Genomic DNA, 23778 nt, shown 5'->3' with positions numbered 1-23778 from the left:
ACTAAATCCAGTTCGTTCCCCCTTTGTTGGGTGCTTCCTATTTCTACCGTTAGATCTGACTAATTTTCACCTCGGGCTCCTGTATCGTGCTCTGCATCGGGAAAGCCAATTTAGTACCTAGCCTAGACCTAGCCCAACATCCATTCATTCTCAAAAAACGAATGAATGGTGCTAAATTCGCTAATTTTATCCCGCTGTTTAGGTACTACAATATTGAGTATTGAAAATTGATTATCGATAACAAGCGCTCTAGTGGTGCTTGGCGCAAAAGAGTCGATGTAAGGAATTAAAGATGCAATACATCCGAAAAGGTAGCGAACGAGGCAACGTAAATCTTGGTTGGCTAAACAGCAAACATAGTTTTTCATTTGGCCAGTATTATGACGCCAATCATATGGGGTTTTCTGCCCTAAGGGTCATTAACGATGATATCGTACAGGCGGGTAGAGGCTTTGAAACCCATGGACACCGAGACATGGAAATCATTTCTTTTGTCGTAAGCGGTGCGCTAAAACACAAAGACAGCACAGGTAACGACTACGTTATTCCTGCTGGTGATATTCAAGTGATGAGTGCAGGAAAGGGCATTAGGCATTCTGAAATGAATGCGTCTGATCACGAGGAAGTTAATTTTATTCAAATTTGGATTGAGCCTAACGTAACGGGTGTTCAGCCAGCTTATTTACAGAAGTCGGTTAGTGATAAAAACGGATTAGAGTTGCTTGTCAGTGAGTCGGGGCAAAACGGCGCATTAAAAATTAATCAAGAAGCACGTATTAGTAAACTGGCTCTTAGCCAAGGCGAAGCTTTCGACTTAGCGGTTGAATCTACAACAACCTTGGGAGCTGGCTATTTGCATATTGTGAAAGGTGAATTAATAGTTAACGACGTGAAGTCAGATAAGATGACTACCTTAAATAGACGCATGATTGGTAAGTAACTGGTGGAAACCACCACGGTTACGGATCTTTTTTGTTCGAAAGTAAACCGTAGTCAGTGAGATACTTGTGATAAAAATTATCCTAGCAGATGACCATGATTTGGTCAGAAGAGGGATCCGCCGAATTCTGGAAGATGTCGTAGATTTTTCAATCATAGCTGAAGCTAAAAATGGCGAAGATGCCGTACAGTTATGTCGAAAAAATGCCCCAGATGTGGTACTCATGGACGTAAATATGCCCGGTATTGGCGGGCTAGAAGCAACTAAACGCATTGTGCGAATGTCTGAGAACACTCGCGTGATTTGTTTGTCTATGCACAAAGAAAGCCCCATTCCGATGCAGGTTATGAATGCTGGCGCGTTTGGTTTCTTAACGAAAGATGCTGAACCTGAAGAAGTTATTCGAGCCATTCATAAAGTCGTTGCTGGGCAAAAGTATATCGATAGTGAAGTAGCGAACAGTATCGCCATCGATAAGCTTTCCCCGAATTCAGACAACCCGTTTAATGATTTATCAGATAGAGAGTTAAGTATTGCGCTTCGCCTCACCAAGGGCAAACGCGTACCTGACATTGCCAATGAGTTAAGCATTAACGCGAAAACTGTCAATACATACCGTTATCGTATGTTTGAAAAGTTAGGCGTAACCACTGATGTGGAATTAACCCACTTAGCGCTTCGCCACAAACTCATCGATTCGAATTTGCTTTAGCCCAGCATGTCTGCATTTGATTCCGCAGCGTTTCTCAAAAATTTAACTTCTCAACCGGGCGTATACAGAATGTATAACGCTCAGGAAGACGTCATTTATGTAGGTAAAGCAAAAAACCTTAAAAAGCGTGTTTCTAGCTATTTTCGGATGAATGTCGATAATGCAAAAACACGCTCATTGGTAATGCAAATTGCCAATATGGATGTCACCGTTGTAAATAGTGAAACAGAAGCGTTTTTGCTAGAAAATAACTTCATCAAGAAGTACAAGCCACGTTACAACGTGGTCATGCGTGACGATAAATCCTACCCTTTTATATTCCTATCTGACCACCAGCACCCACGTTTATCGTTTCACCGTGGCCCGCAAAAGAAAAAGGGCGAATATTTTGGCCCTTATCCTAGTGCGGGTGCCGTTCGTGAAAGTTTGCGTTCTATGCAGCGTATTTTTCCTGTACGCCAGTGTGAAGACAGTTACTATCGCGCAAGAAGTCGCCCTTGTTTGCAGTACCAAATGCAGCGTTGCAGTGCGCCTTGTGTTGAAGGTTATGTAAGCGACGAAGAATATAACGAGCAAATAGACCTTGCTAGGCTATTCCTAAAAGGTAAAAACCAACAAGTCATTGGTACCTTGGTCGATAAAATGGAAAAAGCCAGCGAAGCGCTAAACTTTGAAGCTGCCGCGCGTTATCGCGACCAAATTAATACACTTCGCAAAGTACAAGAGCGCCAATGGGTAGCCGGTACCCAAGATGAAATGGACATATTTGGCTTTGCGGTGAAAGGCAATATGGCGTGTATTCAGGTGATGTTTATTCGTGACAGCCAACTTTTAGGCAGCAAAGCGTTTTTTCCAAAGGTGCCGAACACGGCTGATGAACAAGAAATATTTGAATCCTTTTTTTTGCAGTTTTATTTAGCGGGTAACAAACTTATTCCTAAGCAAATGGTATTTGCTAGTGCGCTGTCTGATGAGCAAGCGATTGCCGATTTGCTTAGCAGTGAAGCCGGATACCGTGTGAATTTCTTTAAAGGTGCACGTGAAGAGAAACGTCGCTACCTAGAATTGGCACAAGCCAATGCTGAAACCGCACTAGAGGCCCAGTACGGCGAACAAAAGTCTGTATTTGCCCGTTATCTCGATTTAGAAACAGCGCTTGAATTAGAGGCGCCATTGCAGCGTATGGAATGTTTCGACATAAGCCACACCTCAGGCGAACAAACCGTAGCATCTTGCGTGGTGTTTAATCGTGAAGGCCCACTTAAAAGCGATTACCGCCGCTATAACATTGAAGGCATTACGCCTGGTGATGATTACGCCGCCATGGCTCAAGCCCTCAAGCGACGGTATAAATCAGTTAAAGAAGTACAAAAGATCCCTGATTTGCTGCTTATCGATGGCGGTAAAGGGCAGTTGTCTCAGGCTGAATCTTTCTTTAAAGATTGGCCTCATGATAAAAAGCCAATGTTATTGGGTGTAGCGAAAGGCACAACCCGCAAACCGGGTTTAGAAACTATTATATTGGCCGATAGCCACGACACCGTGCCTATGGACAGCCACTCACCCGCATTGCATCTTATTCAGCATATTAGAGATGAATCTCACCGCTTTGCAATTACTGGGCACAGAAACCGCCGTCAAAAGGTTAAAACCACATCAAGTTTAGAAACCATACCTGGAGTAGGGGCTAAACGTCGCCAAACACTGTTGAAATATATGGGTGGGCTGCAAGGGCTTAAAAAGGCCAGTAAGGATGAAATTGCTAGCGTACCAGGTATTAGCAAAGAGTTAGCTGACACCATATACGATCATCTTCATCTTTAATCTCATCCAATACGCGCATTAATACGTAAATTGCGGTAATCTGTTAAAAATTGAAGGCTTAAAAAAAGCTGCGCTAAACCTGCCTATAATAGGCGAAAATTTTGAGATGTATTTATGTGGACGGTTCCAAATTTAATTACTCTATTCAGAGTGATCCTTATTCCTGTGTTTGTTGGTGTTTATTTTCTTGATTGGCGTTGGGCCCACGAAGCCGGTGCATTTATTTTTTGGCTTGCAGCTATTACCGATTGGTTCGATGGTTACCTAGCCCGAAAACTTGAACAATCTACACCTTTTGGTGCTTTCCTAGATCCTGTTGCCGATAAGCTCATTGTTGGGGCGGCACTGCTAATGATTACTCACAGCTATGCTAGTTTATGGATAACCATTCCAGCCATTGCACTACTAGTGCGAGAAATTTACGTTTCAGCGCTTAGAGAGTGGATGGGACAAAATGGTGTGAGGGAAGCGGTAAAAGTATCATTTATTGGCAAAGCAAAAACGACTGCGCAAATGTTAGCCATTATTGGATTATTATCTGGCCTTGAATCGTTTATGGGCATTCCACTTTATTGGGTAACCCTAGGACATATTTTACTTTATATCGCCGCAGTGCTGTCAATTTGGTCAATGATTATTTACTCACGTGCTGCATGGCCACACCTAAGTGCGGGCTTAAAAGATAATATTTGATCGTCTATTGAGCAATGTGAATAAAAATGTAGCAAACGATCACAAAAATGCATATTTCCTTGTTTTTCGTATTGACACTTTCAGCGTTACAGGTAGAATTCACCGCACATTTCGAGACGGCAACAACGAAACGAAATGTAAGACTTTAAATGCGGGAATAGCTCAGTTGGTAGAGCACGACCTTGCCAAGGTCGGGGTCGCGAGTTCGAATCTCGTTTCCCGCTCCAAAGTCTAGTATTACGGCGGAATGGCAGAATGGCTATGCAGCGGATTGCAAATCCGTGGATCTCGGTTCGACTCCGGGTTCCGCCTCCATAATGCTTTAATGCGATAACAGGTTTCTACGCCTGACACCCCAACCGAAAGGTTACCCCGATGCCCGGGTGGTGAAATTGGTAGACACAAGGGATTTAAAATCCCTCGTCAGTAATGACGTGCCGGTTCAAGTCCGGCCCCGGGCACCATTTCTTTAAGAGTTTAATCCCAAAGAATTTTCAGCTTTGTCTCTAAATCATTTTTCGGTATTACCTAACTCGACAAATTATTACACACTGACATTAATGCACGGTTCTTGCGTCTAAAATAGTGTTTTCAGAAAAACCCGAAAATGACTCATTTAATCTAAGGGTAGCGTACTGAATTACCCGTAAATGTTTTGGCCGATTCAGCATTTTCCAACGCATTGTGTAGCTCTGCCATGGCAGATATCGTTTCTTTAGACGCTTCCCTATTCATCGTTAGCTCCACTAGGCAGTGGGGACATTTTACTACTTTCTGAAAAAGTAGGTCTTCCAAGGAAACCTTTATTTTATGGTCACAGGATTCTGTGGGACAGGGTATGCCGGGTGCTGTATTTTGAGTATTAATCATGATTTATTATCCTAAAGTAAATTTTAATAGTAGATGTTAAAGGGCTCGATACATTTATAAATCCGTTCGCTGCTTCGTTTAGGGTAGGGTGAAACGTAACTTTTATTTCTCCACTCGTGTTTGTGAGAACTTGCACTTGTTCTATAGAACTACTTCCAACGATGTCTCCGCTGTCAACGGTGATATACTTGCCGAAAGCTTTTTCTAATTCCACTTTATCATTTGGAATTAACGTTACCGTTAGTGGCACTAAATCAATGTCATCACTTTCAGCTAAGCTGTCATTAAACTCATCGTTATTTTTCATTAATGTTAACGTCAGTTGTACTGCCTCCTTATCCATTAGTAACCTGGAAGTGTTCGGGCTGATTTTTAAGTCATAAGCAACATGTCCTTCGACGCCTTGGCTAGAAACATTCAGTAGTTGTAATATTCCTGACGGCAAATCTGACGAAACGACGTCCATTTTCACCTTCATGTTTGTATTAACTTTACTGTACTGCGCTGTTTCAGCAGACTGAGGGGGTCCTTTAGGTGACGAAGATTCATATGGACCTAACATAGCTAACAATTTTTTATCGCTTGTACTTTCATCCGTTTGCTCCCAAGTCTCGCTCGATACATCGACCCAACTTAGAATGTTAATACCCATTTCGAATTGGGCTGAGTTAATGGTGTAATACGGCATCGTGATCAAGGATATGATGGGTATTTCAACCCTCATAGTTTGAGCTGCTCCACCTTTTACATAATCGTAGTAAAAGATAAATTTAACCGCTTCGCGTTTTCCATTTTTGTTTGTGAAACAATATTCATTCAAGAAATTTAGCGTTGTATTGTTTCCGTTTGCACTCGACTCAATAATCGATGTTAATGGAAATTCAACTAATTTCTCAAAAGTGAAAAGATTCGACATAACCGTCTTTTCGGTAGAATTATTCATACTAGGTTCCTGCTAAGAATATTTTTCGTTTTAAATTTTCGTCAGCGCCCTCAGCTCCTTTTTTATCTGCATATCCTGCTTTCATACCGACGACTTCTGCTTTCACGTTAATAGAGCAGAGAATGTCATTGTTATACGAATTAAGGTCATTGATAGTAAGCAACGCTTTAAGACCTGAATTAGATTCATTTTCTTCTATTAGCGGTTTCGACTCGCCAAAATCATGAACTAATTGTTTTAGCGACTTAATAAACTGTTGAATATCGTCAATTAACTTTTTGTTACTTTGAAATTTTAAAGAAGTAGGGGGGACTGTCTTATCACGCTTCCAAATTGATGAAATGAATGCTTTTAATGCATCGGCGTCTTCATTTGGAAGTTGGTGATGTTGTAATGACGATTGAATAAACGCCTGTAACTCAGAATGAATTAAGTCACTCAGTGCTTTGCTCATACCTTCACCAATGACTGCGTCTGTTTGTTCAAGCGCAAATTTGAGCTCGAAGTCAAAAGATTTTATATTCGCTGTGGGTACATCAAAGTACTGTAGTAGTTCATGTTTACGATTCAATCCAACATAGCTTTCGGCAATATCTGCCGAACGAATATTAGCTTGGTTTTGGGCGTTGATCATATCTATCAATATAGACGATAGAACTGACTCCAAAATGTCCGACATAATTGCTCCCCCCTAGTAAGTAGGAAATTAAACTTAATTAACTTTTTAATATTTCACCGTAGCTCAATCATTTAGCTTTTCCCTTCGGACTATTTTTTACCGCTTGAGGTGAGTCATCTTTTACCTCAACGTCAGGATCAACGACAGGATCAGTGTTTGTGACCACAGTGTATGTGTAATCAATTATCTCTTGCTCTGTCTTGTCAGAATTTGCGATAGGTACCATGGCTTCTATTTTCATTTTTCCCTGGGAATCAACCGCGTTTTCGGCCAAGGTAACAAGGAACTGAACCACGCCTTTCCTGTTGGTGTAACCTGTGACCGCAGCAGCATCATTAATCTCAGGCCCTGTATCTCTGCGTCTGTATGCTTTTATCAAATCCTTGGTTACATTCAGTCTTTTACCACTTACCAAATTATTTACTTCGGTTTGTAAATCCTCTTCTTCATTACCTTTGATTAATGTAATGGACGCGAAAGGATTTTCACCCACAGGAGTAATGGTAACTTTACCTGATTTGACATTACGACCTTGGGTATCGGTCATAGTGACTTGGATAGTGCCACTTTGCGTTCTGTCGATATTTAAATTTGCAGGGGATATTAATACCTGCTCATCTACTCCAACCGTTGTTGCACTGCCTTGTAGGATATTAAGCACTGTTTGTAGACCCGTAGGCATACCAGATTGGCCACCTTTTACATTTACATTCATCGTATACTCAACGGAGTATTTTGATTCTTGTGCGGCTTTAGAATGCTGTTTAGATGAGTAGTTGGCTTCTGCTTTGACTTTAATACTAAACGGACCTATACCCAGTGATGCTTCTGCTGATGCATCAACACCCAGTTCAGTGTCTGAGCTAGTTTCTTCAGTAGATGACGAACCAGCAGATATGTTTGCGATGAAATCAATCGTAAACTCTGAAACTTCAATGCTAGGAATTGTTAAAATAACAAGTAAAGGAACCGTTAATGTGGCTTCCTGGCCGTTATTGTTATAGGTAAATACAACGTTCACTGGCTTTTTTTCGTTCGTATCGGGGTCAATAGTTAAACAGACTTCATTTATAAACTCATAGGTAGTTTTTGCTGCCAGAGCTTGAGCTTTGATTATTGCGTCCATTGGTCCACCTATCAACGAACTAAAATCCAGCGCTTGAAGCGCGTTAGTCGCAACGGTGTTGGGGGTGACATCTATAGCCATTTCAATTCTCCAAAATTTTATTTAGGTTATGGAAAACTTGTACACAGCATTCGTTAAAATATTACAAATTCACAATAACCATAGGCTCATCACAATTTACCAACCTTCTGTTAACCTTCTGGCAGCATAATGTGCTGTTTTGTGAATTGTTTTAGGAGAAATTATTTATTCCAAAATATTAGGAACTTTGTTTAGAGGCTTAGATAATGATGAAGTGGCAATATGAGTTATAGGCTTTTCGCGTTATAAGAGGAATAAGCAAGATAGCTCTGTGCTACCATATCGCTCTAATCTGATTGAGTTTACCGCGTGCTTCCACATATTAATTCCATTCTGGCGCTTAGAACGTCTGAGCTCAAACGAGCAAAGCGAGCATTCAACGCGCGGGGTAGTAAAGTTATCCGTTGCGACATTTGTTTGCTGCCTGTAAACGCGTGTATTTGTGCCGATAAGCCAGAACCACAAGCATCCTGTGCGGTGTTATTCATCATGTACAAGGGCGAATACTACAAGCCCACCAACACAGGCCGATTAATTGCGGATGTGGTAGCTGAAAATTACGCGTTTGTGTGGCACAGAACAGAGCCCGATCCGGATTTACTGGCGTTACTAAGCAACCCTAAATACCAACCCATTATCATATTTCCTCACGAGTATGCTGAGCCAGCGCGCTGCATAGCCAAGCCTGAAGATAAAACAGATAAAATTCCGTTGTTTATTTTTTTAGACGGCACGTGGCGTGAAGCGCGAAAGATGTTTGGTAAAAGCCCTTACCTTGATAACTTTCCGGTGCTGGGTGTATCCCCTGAAATATCATCGAATTACTTGTTGCGTGAATCTACACGAGAATTCCAGCATTGCACTGCAGAGGTGGGAATAAACGTGTTAGATTTGGCCGGTGAGGTTGAAGCGGCTACGGCGCTTGCTAAATATTTCAGTATTTTTCGACATCAATACTTGAAAGGGAAGCCCCATTTAAGTCACAAAATTGAATTTGCAAAGGCGCAAGTTAAGTAACCCTTGTCTTGCGTGCATTCGCGCTTAACTATAAGGTTAAGCAATCAAAACCCAAGGAGAAAAACATGGCAACAGTTACGTTTCAAGGTAATTCAGTTTCAACTGTAGGTTCGCTTCCAGAAGTTGGGCAGCAAGCCCCAGACTTCACATTAGTAAAAGCGGATTTAGGTGAAGTAACCCTCGCTGATCTTAAGGGTAAACGCGTTATTCTTAACATTTTCCCTTCTATCGATACGGGTACGTGTGCAACGTCAGTGCGTAAATTCAATGAACAAGCCGCTGGTTTAGACAATACACAAGTAATTTGTGTATCTGCTGACTTACCGTTTGCAGCTGGCCGCTTTTGTGGGGCTGAAGGCATTGAAAATGTTGTTACCGGTTCTACTTTCCGTACAAGCTTTGGCGACGACTACGGTGTAGCGTTCACCTCTATGCCGCTAACTGGTCTGCTATCACGAACAGTCGTTGTGATTGATACCGACGGTAAGGTAATTTATACCGAGCAAGTGGCTGAAACCACGGAAGAACCAAACTACGATTCAGCAATGGCTGCTTTGTAAATTAAGAGTGTAAAGCGTAAATAAATCAAACCAGTAATGCCCACAGCGTTACGTGGGCATTTCAATGGAGAGGGTGGTATGTCGATGTTAGTTAATGTTCAATCGCTTGCCACGCAACTGCAAGATGAACCCATCATTTTAGTGCGTGCAGTTATGGACGATCCAGTTACCAAAACGCCTGATTCTCGCGATGCCATGGTGTTGCCAAACTCTGTGGATATAGACTTAGACGGCGAGGGCAGTGATCACACCACGGGTTTTCCTCATAGTATGCCAACCGAATCTGATTTTGCTTTGTACTTAGGGCGACAAGGTTTGACCGAACGTTCGTCTTTAGTGGTTTACGACACTCGAGGAATGTACAGCGCCCCCCGTGTTTGGTGGATGCTTAAGGCCATAGGGCATAAGAACGTAAAATTGTTAAATGGCGGCCAAGTAGCGTGGGAAGAAAAAAACTTACCAGTATCAGAACAACGCATTCCCTCACACTTTAAGTATGAGAGTAATGCCCAGAGCAAATGGTTCGTGAATAGTTCAGCGGTTATTCAAGCGATTAAAACCGATGCTCAACTTGTCGACGCCAGAAGTGAAGCGCGGTTTTACGGGCAAGTAGAAGAGCCTCGTGCTGGGGTTCGTTCGGGGCACATGCCCGGCGCTTACAATCTTCCATTCACAGCGCTGTTAGATAATGGCTTTTTCTTAGGCATTGAAAAATTAAAAGATGTTTTTGCAAAAGCCAACATTGATTTGTCGAAGCCCATTATTTGTACCTGCGGTTCAGGAGTTACGGCGTGTATTATTGGCGTTGCTGCACTCATGTGCGGTGCAAATGATGTTGCTATTTACGATGGTTCTTGGTCTGAGTGGGGAGCAAACGCCACTTTTCCAGTAGTGAAAGATTAACCTTCGTTTAATTTAGGGTAGTCGTGTTACGTGTATATATTTCAAAGGAATTGAGCTTATGAATACACCGCCTCGCGTTGTCGTGTTAACTGGTGCAGGAATTTCAGCCGAGTCTGGATTAAAAACATTTCGAGATAACAACGGATTATGGGAAGAACACAGTGTGGAAGACGTGGCTACGCCCGAAGCTTTTGCGCGTAACCCTGAGCTTGTATATCGATTTTACAATGAACGAAGATTACAACTCACCAACGCCTGCGTTATGCCTAATGCAGCTCATGAAGCGCTAGCGCAACTTGAACGGGTATTAAAAGGCCAACTTACGTTAATTACCCAAAATGTGGACGACTTGCATGAGCGGGCAGGTAGCGAACAGATTTTGCACATGCATGGAAAGTTACTGTCCAGCCGGTGTGTAACGACCAATAAAACGTTTGAATGCAACACGGCGTTCGACGGCCAAACTACTTGTGCGTGTTGCAATACCACAACCTTACGACCAGACATTGTATGGTTTGGTGAAATGCCCCTTTATATGGAAGAAATTTCGCAAGATATTGCGAACGCCGATATTTTCGTAGCCATCGGTACCTCAGGCAATGTTTATCCTGCCGCTGGGTTTGTGATTAATGCAAAAGATTCTGGCGCAAAATGTGTAGAATTGAATTTAGAACCTAGTGCGAATAATTGGTTGTTCGATGAATCTATTAGCGGCAATGCCACCGACATAGTCCCAGCGTTTGTAACACGGTTAATTAAAGAATATGATCTTTAACTAAAGTCATGACTTGAAGATTTCATGGCTAAAAACGCTTTACTACCATGTAAGCCCACTGACACTGAACACTTAAAATACAGAGTAATATTAAAAATATATGCCTTACCTTAATGAATTTTTAACTATCGCCCTAGTACACCTTGTTGCAGTAGCTAGCCCAGGCCCTGATTTTGCGGTAGTGGTTCGAAATAGCCTCGCTTACGGTCGCCGCATTGCTATTTATACCAGCATTGGAATTGGACTAGCGATTTTGCTGCACGTTGGGTATTCATTAGTGGGATTGAGCGTAGTTATTGCCACCACGCCATGGCTGTTTCAAACCTTTAGTTATCTTGCGGCGGGTTATCTTTTGTATCTTGCGTATGGTGCATTAAAAAGCGGGCCTAGCCAACCACGAGTAGACGGCGAGTCTGGGGTAAGCAACAGCGTAGATAATCTGGATGAAACTAAGCTAGCTGATAACAAGGAGGCCAATAATAAAAAAGCTAGCTCGCAAATATCTGCGCAAAAAGCGCTTTGGATTGGTTTTTTAACAAATGGCTTAAACCCCAAAGCGACCTTATTCTTCTTATCGTTGTTCACCGCTATTATAGATATCGACACGCCTTTTTCAATCAAGCTTGGTTATGGTATTTACTTAGTCATAGCAACAGGGCTTTGGTTCTGCTTCTTATCCTACCTACTTAGTACCAGTAAAATTGCTCAACTTATTGGAAAAAAAGGGTACTGGCTTGACCGTGCAATGGGCGTTTTACTGGTTGGCTTGGCCGCAAAATTAGTCTTGGGCTAGCATTTCGCACAGATATTTATTCTTAGAAGCAAATCGAGAGTCATTACATTTAATCAACTAACACGTGGTTATTGGGGTTAATCGCCATATTTATGTATAATACGGCGGTTAAATTCGATAGCAGCAGTAGAGGAACGTGTGGCAGATAATAAAATGCCTTTTAAAGATAACCAGCCATCAAGCAAGCTAGAAAGAACACTTTCAAAGCAATATGATTTCGATATTAAATCGTTGTTTTCTCGCGCTAATGGTTTGGCTAAAGCAAATTTTTTAAGCTTATTCCAAGCATCATTGGTTCTATTTCTTACGTTTGTCGTACTCGGTTTTGTTGCTCAGAAGTTCATCACTTTTAATGAAGACGGCACCTTCATTTTTGAACACCAATCGTTAATTGAAATTGTCGCTATTTTCATAGTTGCACCACTAATCGGCGGGTTGTATATGATGGGGGTAAGCCATGCCAGAGGTCAAAAAACCACGGTATTTTCTATTTTCAGCTATGTCTCTTTAATATTCGCATTAGCCCTTACTCAATTGGTGAATGGCATTGTGGTGCAAATCGGCTTGGTATTGTTAGTGGTCCCTGGTGTGTACTTTTGGATGGCGACCTCTTTTTCACTGATGCTAGTTGCCGATAAATCGCTAACACCGCTTCGCGCTATAATTTTATCTTGCCGTGTATTTAATGCTTATTGGGCACAGTTAGCGGGTGTGTTTGCCATTTTCATTATATTGTTTATTTCCGTTCCCTTTACATTAGGTTTGTCCCTTGTTTGGGTTCTACCCCTGTATTTCAGTATGCTAGGCTTGTTGTATGAAGAGATGATTGGTGAAGAGGGCGAACCTACCCAATCTGAATCTGTTCAAAGTAAAACGAATGAGTCGAGCTTCGATGCATAAACGGGAAACCCTAAAAATTGTTTTAATTACTATCGCTGTATTGGCAGTAATAGTCATTAACGCGCTAATATTAACTAAGCGTGAGCCCGATATTTTAGATATTCCAGAAACACCTGAAGCGACAAAACCTGTTCCTGATTTTTCTGCTTATACTGATATAAAAGAAAAGAAGAGCGCGTTTTTTGATTACTTACGCCCTGAAGTTGAAAAACAAAATGCGTATTTACTTACCCTTAGACACTACATACAAACTTTGTATCGTAAGGCTTTGAACGAAGAGTCCCTAACTGACGATGACATTAGCCGCCTTGAGTGGCTACAAACTGAGTACCGCGTAAAGGCGGAACAACCGCTAACGTCTCGTCTGCTTGCATTGCTTCACAAAATTGATATTTTGCCTGCTGAACTCGTGCTCGTTCAAGCGGCAAACGAGTCGGCATGGGGCACCAGTCGTTTTGCTAGAAAAGGTTATAACTTTTTTGGTATTTGGTGCTTTGTAAAAGGTTGCGGTTTTGTACCTGGTAAACGAAATGCGGGCGCAACGCACGAGGTCGCGAAATTTTCCAGCCTTTCTCGCGCTACTTATACTTATATGCGTAACCTGAATAGACACGATGCCTATACCGATTTGCGAGAAATCAGAGAGCGGTTAAGAGCAAATCAAATCCCCATTACTGGTGTAGCCTTGGCAGAGGGATTAATGAATTACTCTGAGCGTGGCGCGGCCTATGTAGACGAATTACAAACCATGATCCGGTTTAACCAGGAGTTCTTAACTGAATGAAACGTATAGCATGCGCGCTTATTGGCGCATTACTCACCTCAAGTGTTGCCGCCGAAATGGTAAATGTGGAATATAGCCGTTTTTATAGCCACGTAAAAAAACTTGATAATGAAGACACTCAAGCTCTGCAATTCGCTTTTGGTTTTCTGAGGGTTGGTGAAGGGCGGTTATGTGAAATTAATAACGCTGAAATTGTCACTGACAAACAAACTATGCCATTGGAGGTTAGTGATGAGTATAGATTCACGGTACCTACGGAAAAAGCGCTAAAATTAGCGAATGCATTTATACGCATAGATTTAACGGAAGCGGCAAATGTGTGCGATATGTCAGTTCAGCTCGAAACAAAAAGTGAATACTTAACCGCCAGTTATACAAAAGAAGAGCTGAATTTTATCTATGGTCAATATGAAGCGTTCTTCAATGAAATGGGCAGCTTTTTATCGTTCTTAATGCCAACCGTTAAAGGGTTGATGTTGCAATTCGATGATAGAAACTTAGATTATATTACCCCAGAAGGGCTGCATATCAACAACGGTATACTTCACCTAGAACAAAGCGAAATCAACGAAATCAAAGGGCTTACCTTACCGAAAGCCCCACTTCGTGTTACCGCTATGGCATCAAGCTAACAGTTGATACTTAATTTGCTCAGCAATTCGGGTGATGGTTTCTTCACCCTTTTCGCATAGCTCTTGTGCACGATGAAATTCCATAATACCCACATCCGTTAATTGGGGCTCTATAAGAATATCCGGCGGATCGCCCGCTAAACGTGAACGTGTCACCCTCGCTTGAAGTATCTCCAGCGAACTACTCATTACACTTAAAATCCCTGGTGGGTTACCTCTGGGGACTTTATTAGGTGGTGGAGAAATCGTTTCTTCTATGGCCTCAATAGCGTCGCTAGCAACCCCTTCGTTTTGTTCGGTGTGCTTGCTGTCGGTTTCCGTTTCTTCTTTTTCTTTACTGTCAGGTGAAAACCATTGCTTAAGCACATTTTGGCTTTTAGTGAAAAAGTCTTCGGTTTTTCTTTGGTTCTCTTCGTGATCTAGTCGTAATTTTTCAAGCCTAAGTGGCCTGAAGTCAGCATTAAGGTTCACGGCAATCACAAAATCGGCACCAAGCTGTCGACATAGATTAACAGGCACTGGATTAACTACCGCACCATCAACTAACCAACGGTCGCCATGAGCCACTGGGGCAAATAGTGCAGGAATAGCACACGAAGCTTGAATGGTGTTACCAATTTCGCCCGAACTGAAAACCACTTCACGGCCCGTGTACAAATCGGTAGCCACCGAGGCGAACGGTTTTTCCATTGCTTCGTAGGTTGGGGCACAAAATTCACTGGCAAGTTTATCAAACACTTTTTGCCCACTAGCAATGCCGCCTCTGCGTAAGCCAACACCCATCAAGGCGAGTACCTGCCAATCTGACAAAGAACAAGACCATTCTTTAAGGCCTTCTAACTTGCCACTAGCGTAGGCTGCACCGACATAGGCACCAATAGAGCAACCTGCTACGACGTCAATTTTAATACCCAGCTTTTCTAACGCTTGAATAATACCAATGTGGGTCCAACCTCTTGCGGCACCCGCACCTAATGCTAGACCAATTTTCATTTAGTTTGATTCCATCAAATTGATAACGTGAACCGTGTCGTCAGAAGGCTCACTTGGCGACGCGAAGGTGGGAGGATCGAAACCAATATCACCGTCTTCAACTGGGCCGTTCTGCGTAGATATACCTTTAAAGTCGTGCAAATTCTGATCGACCAAATGCGATGGTGCTACATTTTGAAGCGCACTAAACATAGACTCAATACGTCCAGGAAAACGACGATCCCAATCTTGTAGCATGGCCTTAACGTTCTGACGCTGTAAATTCTCTTGAGAACCGCACAAGTTGCAAGGAATAATAGGAAATTCTACGGCATCAGAATAACGCTGAATGTCTTTCTCGGTACAATAGGCAAGGGGCCTGATCACAATGTGTTCACCATTGTCGCTAACCAGCTTTGGCGGCATTGATTTAAGCTTACCGCCATGGAACATGTTCAAAAAGAAGGTTTCTAGCATGTCGTCACGGTGGTGGCCAAGCGCAATTTTAGTGGCGCCTAATTTTTTGGCCGTGTTGTATAAAATGCCCCGACGTAATCGTGAACAAAGCGAACACGTGGTTTTACCTTCAGGCACTTTGTCCATAACAATAGAGTAAGTATCTTCTTCTACAATTTTGTATTCAACACCTACACTCTCAAGGTATTCAGGAAGTACATGTTCTGGAAATCCTGGCTGCTTTTGATCTAGGTTAACCGCAATAATGTCAAAATGAATTGGCGCGATGCGTTTTAAAAACATAAGAATATCAAGCATGGTGTAACTGTCTTTTCCTCCGGACAAACACACCATCACTTTATCGTTATGTTCAATCATGCCGAAATCAGCAATCGCTTTGCCTACATTTCGACGAAGTCGCTTTTGTAGCTTGTTAAAGCTGTATTTTTGTTTGTTTTGAGACGCGGTTAACGGGGCGTCTGCACGGTTTGTGCCTGCACTGGTCATATCAATAGCTTGGTTACTGCGAAAAAAACCATTATACAGTAATCAGGTAAAATTGAATGTGCGAGGTTAAGATTTTTTGTATCTTGTCGGCACTAGCCGCTAGCAAAAAACAATAGCGCAAAAGACTATAGAGCGGTGCTAGCAAACAGTGCCGACAGGCTGTGTACAAACACGTTTGAATTACCGTGAAAGGGGCGAAATAAAGCCGTCTGGTTTTATTGCCAGTACATCACACACAAGTTCATCAATAACATGTTCAGCCGTGTTACCTATAAGGGCCGCGGAAATACCTACTCTGCCAACGGTACCAATGATCACAAGTTCGGCATCGATATCTTTGGCTATTCTTGGAATGACTTTTTCAGGAAGCCCCTCTTTCACATAACAGCGCTCGCTATCGATAGCATACTTTTCGCTGTGTGTGTTCATCTCGAGTTCGTGATGATGCTTTACCGCGTTGTTGTATGTGTCTGGGTCGAACTCAGGAACTTCAATAGCAATATTAAGCGGTGTAGCAGGGTAGCTGTTAACCAAATTTACGTTGCCGCTGAGTAATGCGGCATAATCGTTAGCAATAACTGTGATTTTGTCGTTGAGTAGCGCATGTTCGTCGTCTTCACTGCCTACATTTACCGCCGCAATAATTTCGCCGTTTTCAGGCCATTCATGTTCTTTAACCAACAATACGGGGGAGGGGCATTTTCTAAGGAGATGCCAGTCTGTAGGAGTAAAAATAACGGAGGCTAAATCGTCATGGCGCTTGGTTGCTTTTACAACCAAGTCTATATTGTTATCTATTACGTAATGCACAACAGCTTCAAAGGCACGGTTATTCCACTCAACAACAATATCGGTTTTTTCAAACCCTAAATCGCTAAGGATTTTCCGTAACCAACCCGCATGTTCCTTAGTGACCGCATCGCGCATAGCTTCACGATCATCAGGGCTAAGCATGGTTGTCATATCGTAAGATAAGTCGTAAACCACCAGCATGGCGGTGACAGAGGCACCTGTCTTTTTGGCAAGTTCATATGCACGGCTAAGCGCAGGTTGGGTATCTCTATCGGCTTCAATGACCGCTAAAATACGTTCATACTTAATCATAACCCCTCCAAACATTTTTAGATTTTTGGTTGCTACAATTTAAGTGTAATACCTATTTGCTATTACGTAACTTGTTTTAGATCAAAAGCTTTGAAGATTAGCTATTACAGGCGATATTAGGTGCAACCACAGACGTTAAACGTTGTGACATCTCATCAAAATCTAAAATAGTGATGAGTTTACCGTCCACTTGGATAATATTTTCTTTTTGAAAACGGCTTAATAAGCGGCTAATGGTTTCAATAGTTAGACCCAGGTAGTTCCCAATTTCATTTCGGGTCATGGTTAGGTGAAATTCTTTATTTGAAAATCCACGTTCTTCGAAACGTTGAGAAAGCTGAGAGAGGAAATACAATAGACGTTCTTCCGCTGAGCGCTTATTAAGCAACATCATGAGGTCATGATCTTGTTTAATTTCCGCACTCATGAAACTCATTATTTGATGTCTTAACTTCGGAAATTGAACCGACATCTCATCAAGCGTCTCATACGGTAATTCGCACACCATGGCGGTTTCTAATGCCTGGGCATAGCTTTGGTGCTTGTTTTCCCGTAATGCATCGAAGCCGATAATATCGCCAGGGAAGTGAAAACCTGTAATCTGCTCTTCACCATCTGAATTGGTGACGAAAGACTTAAAAGAGCCCGTGCGTACTGCGTAAAGAGAGTTAAATGTATCTCCCGACTTTACCAGCAAATCACTCTTGTGAAGGGGTTTCTTTCGCTCAATAATATCATCTAAAGATTCAATCTCAGTCTTGTTTAGCGCAACGGGTAAACACAAGTGGCTGAAACTGCAATTTTGACAATGAATTGAGAATTGGCTTCCTTTGCTCATAAGTTCAAACTATAAATAGGGTCGACTTAATATAATCTTACTCTTTTGTTTATGAAATTGCTGCATAAATTAAAAAGAGAGCGTAAATAGCCAATATTCCAGATAAGCATTGTCTTACCACGGGGTGCCTGAAACCGGCTATTAGGTACTGACTACCTGCGCTTGCCGCCAGCAAAGTGGGCAGAGTACCTAACCCAAAAAATAGCATAATGGCAGCGCCGTCAACGGCCGAGCCTGATGCTAATGACCACGTTAACGTGGAATAGACCAACCCGCAGGGAAGCCAGCCCCATATGAAACCATAGGGTAGTGCATAAACCGGGCTTTTGAATGGAAGAAATCGTTTAGATAAGGGCTGAATAGCTTTAAATAACCCGCGCCCCATAGCTTCAATATAATTCAAGCCTTGCCACCACTTTCCCAAATAACACGCTAAAAGCACCAGCATAACGCCACTAATCAAAGATAAAACGGGTTTAGCGATAGGCACAAATTCGGTTGCCATTTGGCCGACAGCGCCTGTAATAGCACCGGCTAATGTGTAGCTGAGAATACGGCCAAAATTATAGGCAAGGGTGTAGGGTAAAGCAGGTTCATTACTTGGCGTTACCGTGCGTAGTGCCGCAACAATACCGCCACACATGCCAACACAATGCACTCCGCCAGCAATTCCAATGAAAAAGGCAGAGAATATATTAACCTCTGTCATCAGTTTCTTTACGTTGTTGTAACTGCTTTCGCTGCTCGGCTAGCTTCTTTTCATCACCTGATAAATCATCATCAAACAAAATGCTATAGCCCTGTCTATCAAGGTCTTCAAACTGATTGGTTTTAACCGCCCAGAAAAAGATAACCAGCGCCAACGCAACAATGATGATAGCGATGGGAATTAAGACGTAAATGATACTCATGTTATTTACTTAATAACCTCGTTGAATTGGTGACCACAATAATACTACTCAGTGACATGCCAACCACGGCCATCCAGGGAGAGAGTAAACCCGACACCGCAAAAGGAAGAATGATTATATTGTAACCTACTGACCATGCGATGTTTTGCTGAATTTTACGCTTTGCCTGTTTAGCCACTGAAAATAAGGTTGGTACCGACAGCAAGCTGTCTCCCAGCAAAATAACATCTGCCGCTGTTTTGGCTACATCGGTGGCGTTTCCTACCGCAACCGCCACATCTGCACTTGCAAGAACAGGGGCATCGTTTATACCGTCGCCCATCATCATGACTTTGCGGCCTTGCTTTTGTAACGTATGCACCTGAGAATACTTTTGCTCAGGCGATAGGCCACCTTTCGCTAAATTGATAGGTAAGCTGGCAGTAAGTGCATTAACATTATTTTGTGTATCACCACTTAACACCACCAATTGATGTGCATTCAGTGCGTTGAGTGTCGCTAAGGCATCTTGACGCAAGCTATCATTGACGCAAAACGCCGCCATTAATACACCGTCGGCACACAAAAACACATTTGCCGGTATGTCTACCTTAGAGGTGGTTGGTAAGTTACAAAATACGGCTGAGCCCATAGTAAAAACTACGTTGTTTATCTCACCACTAATGCCACCACCTGGTGTAACGGTAAATCCGTTCATGCTATTAGGTGGGGTTTTATTTTGTGACTTAACATTATCGCTGTCGAAGGCACGCGCAATAGGGTGCTCAGAACGAGACTCTAACAATGCGGTGAGCGCCATTACCTGCACCGGATCTACCCCTTTAGCAAACCAGCGCTGTTGCAACGAGAACTTGCCTTCGGTTAGTGTGCCGGTTTTATCAAGGGCAATAGTATCAATATCGTTGAGTTGCTCTAACGCATCAGCACGCTTTAACAAAATGCCCTGACGATTTAGCTTTGCCATGGCACAGGTTAACGCTGACGGTGTGGCTAAGCCAAGGGCACAAGGGCAGGTTGCCACTAATACCGAGATGGTGATCCAAAACGCTTCTTCACTGCCCACAAACGACCAATAACTGTACGTTAAAGCCGATATCAACAACACCGAGAACACAAAATAACGGGAAAAGTTATCGGCAATTTGCGCGGCTTTTGGTTTACTTGCCATGGCGCTAGCCTGCAAACGTACTATTTGGTTGACTAAGGCATGCTTTAAGCTTTGGGTTACTTTAACCGTTAGTGTACCATCTTGATTTACTGTACCACCATAAACTACATGGCTGGTCGATTTACTTACGGGGTTAAATTCTCCCGTTAACATAGACTCATCAACCGCAGCAGTGCCGTCTAGCACGATACCGTCTACAGGGATGGTCTCACCAGGCTTTATTAATACAACATCATCGGGCACTAGCAGCTTTGCTAGGCATTGAATCATACTGCCATCATCTTGAATTTTAGTGGCAGATACAGGAATATACTGCATCATGTTGGCTGAAATTTGCGCCGCACGGTGCCTGCTTCTATGTTCGAGGAATCGGCTTAACAGCAGTAGAAAGATAAACATGCATATGGATTCAAAATACACTTCACCTTGCTCTAGCAAAGTGGAACGTAAACCCGCAAAGTAGGTGCCAAATACCGCGAGGGTGACAGGCACATCCATATTCACGGTTTTTGCGCTTATTGCCTTCAAAGCACCTAAATAGAACGCGCTTCCTGAATAAAGTACTACTGGGGTGGTAAGGGTGAGTGCAACCCAATAAAAGTATTGACGGGTTTCTTGTTCAATGGCACCAAACCAATCGAAGTAAAGCCCAGCCATTAGCATCATCACCTGCATGGTCATGATGCCTGCCAAGCCTAACTTTTTAATAAACGATTTTTGCTCGCGCTTATAGCTCGCTTCATGTTCATCAGGGTGAAACGGTGAGCCAACATAACCTATGCGTTTTAGTGTGGTGAGTATCTGGCTAAGCTTAATAACATCGGGTTCCCAGGTTATTAGTGCGCGGCGCTCCTGAACGTTTACGGCGACTTGCGCAATGCCGGATACTTTTGAAAGCTGCTTTTCAATCAGCCAACCGCACGCTGCACACGTTATGCCTTCAAGGGTTAGCTGTATTTGCTTGTGCTGTCCTTCGTCAAAAACAAACTCTTCTTGAAGGGCTGGGTCGTCATAAACATTAAGCGCAGAAAGGCTTTCTAATATACCATCGTCTGACTTTTGGGCAGGCTCAGTACGAAACTGATAATAATCTTCTAAGCCATTATCAACGATGGCCTGAGCAACCGCTTGGCAACCAGGGCAGCAGAGCTGCCTAGTTTCACCTAATATTACTGCTTCGTATTTGTGTGTTGCATCGTTAGGTAACGCGCAATGGAAACAAAGGTTCTCGCTCATTACGGGTTAAACTTGATAGCGCCAGAATAGGGGAGTTGAAGCGTATTTTGTACTTTCCAGCTGTCATCTATAGGAGAAAGCGAAACTTGCCACTTACCGGTTAAGTCTTTTTCAACAAAACCCCGGTAAATACCATTAGCATCACGACTTAATAATACACTTGTATCACGCTCTTCTATGGTGACATGATAAAAATTCAATTTAAGCGCGTTTCCTTCTGCAGGAATACCTGAATGGAATTTTACTGCAATACTGCCATCAGTAATGGTTAACTCAGTGGTAATATTTTTTCGTTTTGCAATGGCTTCTTTATCTAGCCGGGCATTAATGGCTTTACCTTCTTTGTAATAGTCGTCTACCACTAAGCTATCTTCGGTTGAAATAGCTAGCTTTAACAATACGCCTCCCATTATCAAAGTGATAAGAGGAACTGCGATAAGAAACCACGGCCAAAATTGTTTATACCAAGGTGTATTCATTAATGACATCAACTCGTTTACTACGGGAAAACCGGCGCGATAAAAAGCTAAAGCACACAGTCGGATAGGGCTATTTTCTCATAAAAAAAGCCTCGTGATAACGAGGCTTTTTAGCATTATTGTTAGTTATACGAATTTAGTCGTTAGAAAGACTATATACGTATGACGCAACAACATGGATTTTGTCATCACCCAAGGTTTTCTTGAATGAAGGCATAACACCATTTCGGCCGTAGGTTAGTGTTTCAGTAACCGCACGATGACTTCCACCATACAACCAAATGTTGTCAGTCAGGTTAGGCGCACCAAGTGCTTGGTTACCTTTACCGTCCATGCCGTGACAGGCAGCGCATGCAGCAAAGCGAACTTTACCTGCGTCAGCAAGTTGCTGGTCAACATCACGTCCGCTAAGACTTAATGCATATTCAACCACTTCTTCGATGCCTTTCTCACCCATAACATCTATCCATGCTGGCATAGCGGCTTTGCGGCCTAATGTTAAGGTTTCAACAATTTTGGCACCCGAACCACCGTATAACCAATCGTTATCAGTAAGGTTAGGGAAACCACCGTTTTGACCGCGAGCATCAGAACCGTGACACTGAGAACAGTTTTGCATAAACAAACGCTGCCCTACTTTATTCGCTTCAGGGTCCTTTGCTAGCTCCTCAACAGGAATTTGCGCATACGCTTCGAAAATTGGGTCGAACTTTTCAGCTGCATAATCCAACTCACGATCGTACTCTACAAACTTGCCTTGCTCTTTTGCATCGATACGCGCTTGCGCCGATTCTTCAAGCGTCAATATGCCTTGGTTTGAACTCTTCCAGCCAAATAAGCCTTCGTAAGAACCCAATCCAGGATAAAGGGCAAGGTAGATAAAACCCCAAATGATTGTCATGTAGAACATGATTGTCCACCAACGAGGTAGCTGGTTGTTCAACTCCTCGATGCCGTCGAATTCATGCCCCATTGATTCTCCTTCTGGCACGCCTGTTTGGTTAGACAAACACCAGCGCAGAAGGAAATAGCAACCAATGATTAACCCTAGGGTTATCACTGAAATCCATATTGTCCAAAACATACTCATAAGTTCGAGACTCCTGCTAATCTTCTTTTGATTTTTCTTTGTCTTCGTCTGCGAAAGGCAAATTCGCCGCTTCATCAAACTTTTGCTTGTTGCGGCTACTAAAAGCCCACCAAACTATGCCAATGAAACTAACAAAGACGATGACAGTAAAAATGCTACCTACTATTCCTTGATCCATATTATTTCAAATGTGTGCCAAGAGATTGTAGGTATGCAATAAGGGCTTCCATTTCAGATTTACCCTGTACTGCCGCTTGTGCTCCCGCGACATCTTCGTCGGTATACGGTACGCCAAAGCCTTGGAAAACTTCCATCTTCTTGGCGGTTAACTTACCGTCAAGTTTGTTTTCTGCAAGCCATGGGAACCCAGGCATGTTCGACTCAGGTACCACGTTACGCGGATTAAGCAGGTGAACACGATGCCATTCATCACTGTAACGCCCACCAACACGTGCTAGGTCAGGACCAGTACGCTTAGAACCCCAAAGGAAAGGGTGTTCCCATACTGACTCACCAGCAACACTGTAGTGACCGTAACGTTCTGTTTCGGCACGGAACGGACGAATCATTTGACTGTGACAACCAACACATCCTTCACGGATATAGATGTCACGGCCTTCTAATTCTAATGCTGTGTAAGGACGTAAGCCTGTTACCGGTTCCATTGTTTGCTGCTGAAACATCAGCGGCGTAATTTGAACCATGGCACCGAAGCTAATCGCAACAAGGATTAGCACGGTTAACAGGCCGACATTTTTTTCAATTAACTCATGTGGATTTTTCAT

Annotated in this window: 26 protein-coding genes and 3 tRNA genes; 15 read left to right on the top strand and 14 right to left on the bottom strand. The window is 42.8% G+C overall.

Annotated features, from left to right (window positions below; translation table 11 throughout):
* The first annotated feature begins 292 nt into the window (after positions 1–292).
* The 7 genes from JKP82_RS17420 to JKP82_RS17390 all read left to right on the top strand — a co-directional run bounded on the left by JKP82_RS17420 (position 293) and on the right by JKP82_RS17390 (position 4633).
* Positions 293–940, top strand: a complete 648-nt coding sequence (locus JKP82_RS17420; protein ID WP_258544425.1) for a pirin family protein — start codon at positions 293–295, stop codon at positions 938–940.
* 67 nt (positions 941–1007) lie between these two features.
* Positions 1008–1652, top strand: coding sequence for a UvrY/SirA/GacA family response regulator transcription factor (gene uvrY / locus JKP82_RS17415; protein ID WP_159530380.1), 645 nt, complete (start codon positions 1008–1010; stop codon positions 1650–1652).
* 6 nt (positions 1653–1658) lie between these two features.
* Positions 1659–3476 carry an excinuclease ABC subunit UvrC gene (gene uvrC, locus JKP82_RS17410; RefSeq protein ID WP_159530378.1) on the top strand — a complete coding sequence of 606 codons (1818 nt, stop codon included), beginning with the start codon at positions 1659–1661 and terminating at the stop codon, positions 3474–3476.
* A gap of 114 nt (positions 3477–3590) precedes the next feature.
* Positions 3591–4169, top strand: a complete 579-nt coding sequence (pgsA, locus tag JKP82_RS17405; RefSeq protein WP_218398018.1) for a CDP-diacylglycerol--glycerol-3-phosphate 3-phosphatidyltransferase — start codon at positions 3591–3593, stop codon at positions 4167–4169.
* 151 nt (positions 4170–4320) lie between these two features.
* Positions 4321–4396: transfer RNA gene (locus JKP82_RS17400), tRNA-Gly, on the top strand.
* Positions 4397–4410: 14 nt separating this feature from the next.
* A tRNA-Cys gene (locus JKP82_RS17395) sits at positions 4411–4484 on the top strand.
* Between the two features lie 62 nt (positions 4485–4546).
* Positions 4547–4633: transfer RNA gene (locus JKP82_RS17390), tRNA-Leu, on the top strand.
* A 398-nt stretch (positions 4634–5031) separates the two neighbouring features.
* On the opposite strand, the gene JKP82_RS17385 is transcribed toward JKP82_RS17390, so the two are convergent.
* The 3 genes from JKP82_RS17385 to JKP82_RS17375 form a co-directional block, all read right to left on the bottom strand.
* The gene (locus JKP82_RS17385; RefSeq protein WP_218398016.1) at positions 5032–5982 is read right to left on the bottom strand and encodes a DUF2589 domain-containing protein; all 951 of its coding nucleotides are present in this window, start codon (positions 5980–5982) and stop codon (positions 5032–5034) included.
* 1 nt (position 5983) lies between these two features.
* A complete protein-coding gene (locus JKP82_RS17380) occupies positions 5984–6661 on the bottom strand; it encodes a hypothetical protein (protein ID WP_159530372.1) in 678 nt (225 codons plus the stop codon).
* A 67-nt stretch (positions 6662–6728) separates the two neighbouring features.
* A complete protein-coding gene (locus JKP82_RS17375) occupies positions 6729–7868 on the bottom strand; it encodes a DUF2589 domain-containing protein (RefSeq protein ID WP_159530370.1) in 1140 nt (379 codons plus the stop codon).
* 309 nt (positions 7869–8177) lie between these two features.
* On the opposite strand from JKP82_RS17375, the gene JKP82_RS17370 reads away from it, so the two are divergent.
* The 8 genes from JKP82_RS17370 (at position 8178) to JKP82_RS17335 (ending at position 14232) form a co-directional block, all read left to right on the top strand.
* Entirely contained in the window at positions 8178–8885 is a 708-nt protein-coding gene (locus JKP82_RS17370) for a tRNA-uridine aminocarboxypropyltransferase (RefSeq protein ID WP_201299250.1), read from the top strand.
* Positions 8886–8950: 65 nt separating this feature from the next.
* Complete coding sequence (gene tpx / locus JKP82_RS17365) at positions 8951–9445, top strand: thiol peroxidase (protein WP_159530368.1); 495 nt, start codon at positions 8951–8953, stop codon at positions 9443–9445.
* 78 nt (positions 9446–9523) lie between these two features.
* On the top strand, positions 9524–10348 hold the full coding sequence (locus JKP82_RS17360; protein WP_218398014.1) for a sulfurtransferase: 825 nt from the start codon (positions 9524–9526) through the stop codon (positions 10346–10348).
* A 58-nt stretch (positions 10349–10406) separates the two neighbouring features.
* Entirely contained in the window at positions 10407–11123 is a 717-nt protein-coding gene (gene cobB / locus JKP82_RS17355; RefSeq protein WP_218398012.1) for a Sir2 family NAD+-dependent deacetylase, read from the top strand.
* Between the two features lie 100 nt (positions 11124–11223).
* Positions 11224–11916 (top strand): LysE family translocator, encoded by a 693-nt coding sequence (locus tag JKP82_RS17350; protein ID WP_218398010.1) that lies wholly within the window; start codon positions 11224–11226, stop codon positions 11914–11916.
* Between the two features lie 138 nt (positions 11917–12054).
* On the top strand, positions 12055–12816 hold the full coding sequence (locus JKP82_RS17345) for a stress protein (protein WP_309475345.1): 762 nt from the start codon (positions 12055–12057) through the stop codon (positions 12814–12816).
* Positions 12809–13600 (top strand): glucosaminidase domain-containing protein, encoded by a 792-nt coding sequence (locus tag JKP82_RS17340; protein WP_159534496.1) that lies wholly within the window; start codon positions 12809–12811, stop codon positions 13598–13600. The genes JKP82_RS17345 and JKP82_RS17340 overlap by 8 nt, the downstream gene beginning before the upstream one ends.
* Positions 13597–14232, top strand: a complete 636-nt coding sequence (locus JKP82_RS17335) for a DUF2987 domain-containing protein (RefSeq protein ID WP_159530360.1) — start codon at positions 13597–13599, stop codon at positions 14230–14232. The genes JKP82_RS17340 and JKP82_RS17335 overlap by 4 nt, the downstream gene beginning before the upstream one ends.
* Here JKP82_RS17335 and JKP82_RS17330 read toward each other — a convergent pair.
* The 11 genes from JKP82_RS17330 to ccoO form a co-directional block, all read right to left on the bottom strand.
* Entirely contained in the window at positions 14224–15225 is a 1002-nt protein-coding gene (locus tag JKP82_RS17330; protein WP_218398009.1) for a patatin-like phospholipase family protein, read from the bottom strand. The two genes, JKP82_RS17335 and JKP82_RS17330, sit on opposite strands and share 9 nt — an antisense overlap.
* Positions 15226–16167, bottom strand: a complete 942-nt coding sequence (ttcA, locus tag JKP82_RS17325) for a tRNA 2-thiocytidine(32) synthetase TtcA (protein ID WP_159530356.1) — start codon at positions 16165–16167, stop codon at positions 15226–15228.
* Between the two features lie 180 nt (positions 16168–16347).
* Positions 16348–17271: a universal stress protein UspE gene (gene uspE / locus JKP82_RS17320; RefSeq protein ID WP_218398007.1), complete on the bottom strand. Its 924-nt coding sequence runs from the start codon at positions 17269–17271 to the stop codon at positions 16348–16350.
* A gap of 97 nt (positions 17272–17368) precedes the next feature.
* Positions 17369–18109, bottom strand: coding sequence for a fumarate/nitrate reduction transcriptional regulator Fnr (fnr, locus tag JKP82_RS17315; protein WP_057791847.1), 741 nt, complete (start codon positions 18107–18109; stop codon positions 17369–17371).
* Between the two features lie 49 nt (positions 18110–18158).
* Positions 18159–18818: a sulfite exporter TauE/SafE family protein gene (locus JKP82_RS17310; RefSeq protein ID WP_218398005.1), complete on the bottom strand. Its 660-nt coding sequence runs from the start codon at positions 18816–18818 to the stop codon at positions 18159–18161.
* A complete protein-coding gene (gene ccoS / locus JKP82_RS17305) occupies positions 18805–19020 on the bottom strand; it encodes a cbb3-type cytochrome oxidase assembly protein CcoS (RefSeq protein ID WP_159530350.1) in 216 nt (71 codons plus the stop codon). Before ccoS ends, JKP82_RS17310 begins: the two co-directional genes overlap by 14 nt.
* A gap of 1 nt (position 19021) precedes the next feature.
* Positions 19022–21424 carry a heavy metal translocating P-type ATPase gene (locus tag JKP82_RS17300; protein ID WP_159530348.1) on the bottom strand — a complete coding sequence of 801 codons (2403 nt, stop codon included), beginning with the start codon at positions 21422–21424 and terminating at the stop codon, positions 19022–19024.
* Entirely contained in the window at positions 21424–21903 is a 480-nt protein-coding gene (locus JKP82_RS17295) for a FixH family protein (protein WP_159534494.1), read from the bottom strand. Before JKP82_RS17295 ends, JKP82_RS17300 begins: the two co-directional genes overlap by 1 nt.
* Positions 21904–22039: 136 nt before the next feature.
* The gene (gene ccoP / locus JKP82_RS17290; protein WP_159530346.1) at positions 22040–22993 is read right to left on the bottom strand and encodes a cytochrome-c oxidase, cbb3-type subunit III; all 954 of its coding nucleotides are present in this window, start codon (positions 22991–22993) and stop codon (positions 22040–22042) included.
* Between the two features lie 16 nt (positions 22994–23009).
* Positions 23010–23171 carry a cbb3-type cytochrome oxidase subunit 3 gene (locus JKP82_RS17285; RefSeq protein ID WP_013784114.1) on the bottom strand — a complete coding sequence of 54 codons (162 nt, stop codon included), beginning with the start codon at positions 23169–23171 and terminating at the stop codon, positions 23010–23012.
* A 1-nt stretch (position 23172) separates the two neighbouring features.
* On the bottom strand, positions 23173–23778 hold the full coding sequence (gene ccoO / locus JKP82_RS17280) for a cytochrome-c oxidase, cbb3-type subunit II (RefSeq protein WP_013784113.1): 606 nt from the start codon (positions 23776–23778) through the stop codon (positions 23173–23175).

The sequence above is a fragment of the Alteromonas lipotrueae genome (genome assembly GCF_019249215.1).
Lineage (GTDB): Bacteria > Pseudomonadota > Gammaproteobacteria > Enterobacterales > Alteromonadaceae > Alteromonas > Alteromonas lipotrueae.
The sequence above is the reverse complement of the archived record's forward strand: the minus strand, read 5'-3'. Positions and strand labels throughout refer to the sequence as shown.